The sequence below is a fragment of the Mesorhizobium sp. WSM4816 genome (assembly GCF_055811535.1).
Window position 1 is genome coordinate 109,172 of sequence record NZ_JBVVQR010000018.1, and the last position, 6,265, is coordinate 115,436.

Annotated in this window: 5 protein-coding genes; 1 reads left to right on the forward strand and 4 read right to left on the reverse strand. The window is 65.1% G+C overall.

The window, feature by feature from the left end:
• Nucleotides 1-163: 163 nt before the first annotated feature.
• Nucleotides 164-868 (forward strand): nitroreductase, encoded by a 705-nt coding sequence (locus AC0L3H_RS19805; protein ID WP_473586603.1) that lies wholly within the window; start codon nt 164-166, stop codon nt 866-868.
• A 37-nt stretch (nt 869-905) separates the two neighbouring features.
• On the opposite strand, the gene AC0L3H_RS19810 is transcribed toward AC0L3H_RS19805, so the two are convergent.
• The 4 genes from AC0L3H_RS19810 to AC0L3H_RS19825 form a co-directional block, all read right to left on the reverse strand.
• A complete protein-coding gene (locus AC0L3H_RS19810; RefSeq protein ID WP_473586604.1) occupies nt 906-1,493 on the reverse strand; it encodes a sarcosine oxidase subunit gamma in 588 nt (195 codons plus the stop codon).
• Entirely contained in the window at nt 1,486-4,494 is a 3,009-nt protein-coding gene (locus tag AC0L3H_RS19815) for a sarcosine oxidase subunit alpha (RefSeq protein ID WP_473586605.1), read from the reverse strand. Before AC0L3H_RS19815 ends, AC0L3H_RS19810 begins: the two co-directional genes overlap by 8 nt.
• A complete protein-coding gene (locus AC0L3H_RS19820) occupies nt 4,491-4,787 on the reverse strand; it encodes a sarcosine oxidase subunit delta (RefSeq protein WP_128166926.1) in 297 nt (98 codons plus the stop codon). Before AC0L3H_RS19820 ends, AC0L3H_RS19815 begins: the two co-directional genes overlap by 4 nt.
• A gap of 88 nt (nt 4,788-4,875) precedes the next feature.
• On the reverse strand, nt 4,876-6,135 hold the full coding sequence (locus tag AC0L3H_RS19825; protein ID WP_091594426.1) for a sarcosine oxidase subunit beta: 1,260 nt from the start codon (nt 6,133-6,135) through the stop codon (nt 4,876-4,878).
• Nucleotides 6,136-6,265: the final 130 nt, after the last annotated feature.

Here is a 6,265-nt window from a genome sequence, read left to right on the forward strand (position 1 = left end):
CAAAGGCTCGGCCACGAACGGCGAGTGAGGGCGTCCGGTCGAGGCTTGCGTTAGAGCGCCATGCGTCAAATTGGACCGCAATGGTGCTCTCTCATTTCTAGACGGCGCATGTATCCTTTCCGGAATCGATTCCGGTTTCCGGGGCACGCGCAAAGGGACGCCCATGCTGGAAAACAGGACTAAGATTACGGATGGCGCGGCGATCGTCGACGAGGCGATCACGTCGCGCCGTTCGGTGCGGGCGTTCCTGCCCGACATGGTCGACGACGAGACGATCCGCGCCATACTCGCCGTTGCCGCGCGTGCGCCTTCGGGCACCAACATGCAGCCCTGGCGGGTCTACGTCACCAAGGGCGAGGTCAAGCAGCGGATCACCGATGCCATCCTCAACTCCGGCATCCGTGCCGAAAAGGCCGAGTGGGACGAGTATCGCTACTATCCCGACCAGTTCTTCGAGCCCTATCTGACCCGGCGGCGGGCCAACGGCTTCGGCCTCTACAGCGTGCTCGGCATCGGCCGGCGTGAGGTCGACAGGATGCGCGCGCAGCACGACCGCAACTTCGTCTTCTTCGACGCGCCGGTCGGCATGATCTTCACCGTCGACCGGCGGCTGAACAAGGGGTCGTGGATCGATTACGGCATGTTCCTGCAGAACATCATGGTGGCGGCGCGGGGCAGGGGCCTGCACACCTGCCCGCAGGCGGCCTTTGCACCCTATCACAAGCAGATCAGGCCGGTGCTCAACATTCCCGACGAGGAGATCGTCGTCTGCGGCATGGCGCTTGGCCGTGAGGACACATCCAAGCCCGAAAACGCGTTCCGCACCGACCGCGCGCCGCTGGAAGAGTGGGTGACGTTCGCCAGTTGAGGTGACGCCAAGCGTGGTGACGACGCGCCGCGTCGGTCTACTGCACTTCGTAGCCGACTTCCTCGCTGGCGTGACAGAGCGCTTTCCAGAACGAGCGCGCAAACGAGCGGAACACATAGATGTCGAACTGGTCGGCGCCGGTGCGCTGGATTTGGGCGAAGACATCATGATGCATGGTCGAGCGGCCGGCACCGACCGGGAAGGCCGGCAGCGCGAAGTCGATGGCGAAGAACTTTGCCAGCACCCATTCCGCCTTCGGTCCGGCGATGCGGATCGCGGTGCGGCCGTGCGACAGGTCGGTCACCGTGCCGATATCAGGGGTGACGACATTGGCAAAGGCCGATGCCAGGCCCTCGGCTTCGTCGACCACGGTGAATTTTCCCGGTGCAAATCCGAACACCGACCTCACGCCGTTGGTGCTGCCGGCGCCGGCGCCGTCGGGCAGCGCAAGGCCGGGAACGGTGCGAATGCCTGCTATCAACGCCTTCTCCTGGCCCGGCCAGGCAGCGAGCTGCAGGATCGATCCCGGCCTGGTTTCGGAGAGGATGACCTCGATGCCGTGTTCGAAATCGCCATGCGAGCCGGTGCGCAGCTCCAGCTCAAGCGGGGATTGGCGCTCAACCATGCATGCGGCTCCCGTCCGGATCAAAGAAGTGGTTGGAGACGATCTCGACCGGGCCGAACCGGTTGCGCAGAGGATCGGAGATATGGGCGCGCGTGCCGCGCCGTGCCTTGCCGTCCTTGACCAAAGCGAGCGCGATGTACTTGCCGAGCGCCGGCGAATAACAGCAAGCGGTGATGTGGCCGATGGAATCGTGCGGATTGGCTTCGTCGAGCGCTTCGACGATGTGGGCGCCGCCGTTGAGCGGCTGGTTGTCCAGCGAAACCAGGCCGACGAGTTCCAGGCGGCCGGGCGCGATCAGGCCCTCGCGATCCATCATCGCCGAGCCGATGAAGGGCTTTTTCCTGGACAGCATCCAGTCGAGATGCAGGTCTCGCGCGCTGGTGCGGCCGTCGATCTCGGCGCCGGTGACGTGGCCTTTCTCGATGCGCAACGTGCCAAGCGCCTCAAGCCCGTAGATCACCAGTCCGAACGGCTTGCCGGCTTCGATCAAGGCTTCCCAGACATGGGTGCCGTAGCCGGCGCCGGAGTAGACTTCGAAGGCCATTTCGCCGGAGAAGGAAAGCCGGCAGATCATCACCGGCACGCCTGATATCTTGCCGTGCGCGATGCCCATGAAAGGCAGGGTTGCGTTGTCGACGGCGGTGCCGGTGACGCAAGCAGCAAGGATCTCTCTCGCCCTAGGCCCGCCGATCGCCGCACCCGCCCATTCGTCGGTCACCGAGGTGACATGGACCTTCAGCTCCGGCCAGATGACGTCGAGGAAATACTCCAGATGCTGCATCACCTTGCCGGCATTGGCGGTGGTGGTGGTCATCAGGAAGTCCTGTTCGCCGAGCCGCCACGTCGTGCCGTCGTCGAAGGCGAGGCCGTCCTCGCGCAGCATCAGCCCGTAGCGGGCCTTGCCGACGGCCAATGTCGAGAACATGTTGGTGTAAACCCGGTCGAGGAATTCGGCCGCGTCCGGGCCCTGCACGGCGATCTTGCCCAGCGTCGAGACATCGACGATGCCGGCGCTCTCCCGCGTCGCCCTGGCTTCGCGCACATAGGCCTGCTCGATCGTCTCGCCGGGATCGCCATAAATCATCGGGCGATACCAGAGGCCGGCCGAATACATGGTCGCGCCGTTGGCGACGTGCCAGTCATGCATCGGCGTCAACCGTTGGGGCCTCAGGTCGCCGAAACGCTCGGCGGCGAGTGAGCCGATCGACACGGCCGAAAAAGGTGGGCGAAAGCGTGTCGTGCCGACTTCGGGAATCGGCTTGCCCAGCGCCTCGGCCATGATGGCGAGGCCGGGTATGTTGGAACTCTTGCCCTGGTCGGTCGCCATGCCGAGCGTGGTGTAGCGCTTCAGATGCTCGACCGAGACGAAGCCTTCGCGATGTGCAAGCCGTACATCCTCCGCGGTCACGTCGTGCTGGAAATCGACGAAGCTTTTTCCATTGGCCCTGATCTCGAACACCGGCGCCGGGTCGGGACCGCCGGGTGCGGCTTCGACGACCGGCAGGGCCGTAGGCACGCCTGTTCCACCTGCCGCCGAAAGCCCGGCGGCGCGGCCTTCGGCGATTGCCTCGGCGGTTGAAAAGCTGCCGGTGAAAGCGCCGGCGCCAATCCATCGCTGGGTCGGCCATTGCTGGGTTGGCTTCGGTGGCAGGAAGGCTTGTCTGGCGGCATTCCATTCCGCCTTGGCGCCGGCCTGGCTGGCCAGATGGATGGTCGGCGACCAGCCTCCCGACATCAGCAGGCAGTCGGCTTGAATGCTGCGCGCCTCGCCGGCAAGCGCGCCGTTGACCATGTCGAAGCGCTGCACCTTGACGCCGGACAGCGCCTTGCCGCCTTCGGTGGCGACCACGGCGTGACCGAAAAGGATCTTGGCTTCCGCTTCATCGGCGAGCTCGCGCGTCTCGCTCGAAAGCTCCGGCCGCACGTCGACGATGGCGACAATCGCCGCACCGGCCTTCTTCAGCGCCAGGGCGGAGCGATAGGCGCTGTCATTGTTGGTGAACAGTGCGATCCTGTTGCCCGCCAGCACGCCGTACTCGTTGGCGTAGCGTTCGGCGGCATGCGCGAGCATCACTCCCGGCCGATCATTGCCCGGAAACACCAGCGGCCGCTCGAAGGAGCCGGTGGCCAGCACCACCGACTTGGCGCGAATGATCCAGTAGCGATGGCGTGGTTCGCCCTTGCCGGGCCTCTCCTTGTGGTCGGCAACCCGTTCAAGCGCGGCGAGCGTGTTGCCGTCGTAATAGCCCCAGACCGTGGTGCGTGGCAGCAGGCGGACATTGTCATAGCCTTCGAGCTGGCCGGCGGCTCGCGCTGCCCAGTCGGCCCCGGGCATCCCGTCGATCGTCTCGCCCGACCAGTTGGCCGAGCCGCCGAAATCCGGTTCGAGCTCGCTGAGGATGACACGCGCGCCCTGATCGGCGGCTGCCCTGGCGGCCATCAGTCCGGCCGGACCGGAACCGACCACCAGCACATCGCAGAAGGCGTTCATGCGCTCGTAACGCGCCGTGTCGGCAGCGGTCCCGGCGCGGCCGAGACCGGCGGCGCGGCGGATGAAATGCTCGCAGAACATCCAGAAACGCGTGCTCTTCAGCGGGCCGATCGCGGGCCCCATGAAGGTCTTGTAATAGAAGCCGGCGGACAGAAGCTTGCCGCCGAGTTGGTTGGCGGCGCTGACATCCCAGGCCAGCGATGGAAAGCGGTTCTGGCTGACGGCGGTCAGCCCATCATATATCTCGACCATGGTCGCGGCGATGTTGGGCTCGCGAACCTCGCCCCGCAGCACCGTCACCAGGGCGTTCGGTTCCTCGGCGCCTGCCGTCAGCACCCCGCGAGGACGGTGATATTTGAACGAGCGTCCGAACAGGGTGACGCCATTGGCCAGCAGCGCTGAGGCAAGCGTGTCGCCGGCATGGCCGGTGTAAGGCGCGCCGTCGAAGGTGAACCGGATGGTTCGCAGCCGGTCGATCCGGCCACCGGCATCGGTGCGGCGCGGGCTCATGACTTGCCCTCCGCCTTGTGCCGGGCAGCCACTTTGTGGTCGCCGCGCGTGAACGCGACGCTGGAGATCTCGTGTGTCAGCGTGTTGCGTACGACCCTGAGATGGGCACGGCAGCCGCCGGAATGCTGCCAGATCTCGTTGTGGTCACCCGCCGGGTTCAATCTGTCATAGACATAGGCGTTCCAGGCATCGAGGTCCTGCGAGGCAGGCTGAGGGCGCTCGCGGTTGCCGTCACCCTGATAGGTGAACTCGATGACGTCGCGCGGGCCGCAATAGGGGCAGGTAATCAGCATGCGATTGTATCTTCTCGTTTGACCATGATCTTGGCCGAAAACCGGTTTCCACTCTTTGTTACGCCGACCTGCGGTTCGGGATCATGGTCTAATGCAGCCGCGGCGTCGCGCCCTGGCCCTTGTCGTCGATCACCAGTCCGCGATGGAAGCGATCCAGCGTGAAGGGCGCGTTGAAGTCGTGCGGTTCATCCTTGGCGATGGTCCAGGCAAAGCACCAGCCGGAGGCCGGCGTCGCCTTGAAGCCGCCGTAGCACCAGCCGCAGTTGAGATACATGCCCGGCAGCGGGCCGGTGGTGATGATCGGAGAACCGTCCATCGACATGTCGCAGACGCCGCCCCAGGAACGCAGCATGCGAACCCGGGCGAGACCCGGAAACAGCGCCAGCATCTCGCTCATCACCTCATCGACAACAGGCAAACTGCCGCGCTGGGCGTAGCTGTTGTAGCCGTCGAGATCGCCGCCATAGACAAGGCCGCCCTTGTCCGACTGCGACATGTAGAAATGGCCCATGCCGAAAGTCAGGACCGTGTTGATGAACGGCTTCAGCGATTCCGTCACGAAGGCCTGCAGCACGTGGCTCTCGATCGGCATCGTATCGATGCCGGCGAGCCGCATGACTTGCCCGGTGCTGCCGGCCACCGCGACCGCCACCTTCCTGGCGCGGATATCTCCGCGCGACGTCGAGACGCCTGATATGCGGTCGCCGTCGCGCAGGAAGCCGGTGACCTCGCAATTCTCGATGATGTCGACACCGCGGCGGTCGGCGCCGCGCGCATAGCCCCAGGCGACGGCATCATGGCGGGCGGTGCCGGCGCGCCGCTGCATCAGGCCGCCGACGATTGGGAAGCGCGCCGTGGCGGAGACGTCCAGCGCCGGCACCAGGCGCGCGATCTCGGCCGTGGTCATCAGTCCGGCGTCGACGCCGAGATGGCGCATGGCGTTGCCGCGGCGGGCAAAATCGTCGAGTTGGGCGGGCGTGTGCGCGAGGTTGAGGCAGCCGCGCTGCGAGAACATGACGTTGTAGTTGAGATCGTGCGACAGGTTCTCCCACAGCTTCATCGAATGTTCGTAGAAGCGGGTGTTGGCCGGCAGCAGGTAGTTGGAGCGGACGGCTGTCGTGTTGCGGCCGACGTTGCCGGAGCCGAGCCACCCCTTTTCCAGCACCGCGACGTTGGTGATGCCGTGCTCCTTGGCGAGATAATAGGCGGTCGACAGGCCATGGCCGCCACCGCCGATGACGATCACGTCGTAGGACGCCTTCGGGTCCGGCTTGCGCCAGGCCGGTTTCCAGTCCTTGTTGCCGGTCAGCGCATTTTTGAGAAGCGAGAAGGCCGAATATTCCGCCATTCTTTTTGTTGTCCGTTCTGGCTTTTCGTCAGCCGTTTTGGGCGATGCGGCACATTATAGAGCAGGCCGCTGCCGCAAAGCCAATATTGCGCCATCGCTTTTCGACTGGCCGACTCCGAAGGGCGGGCAG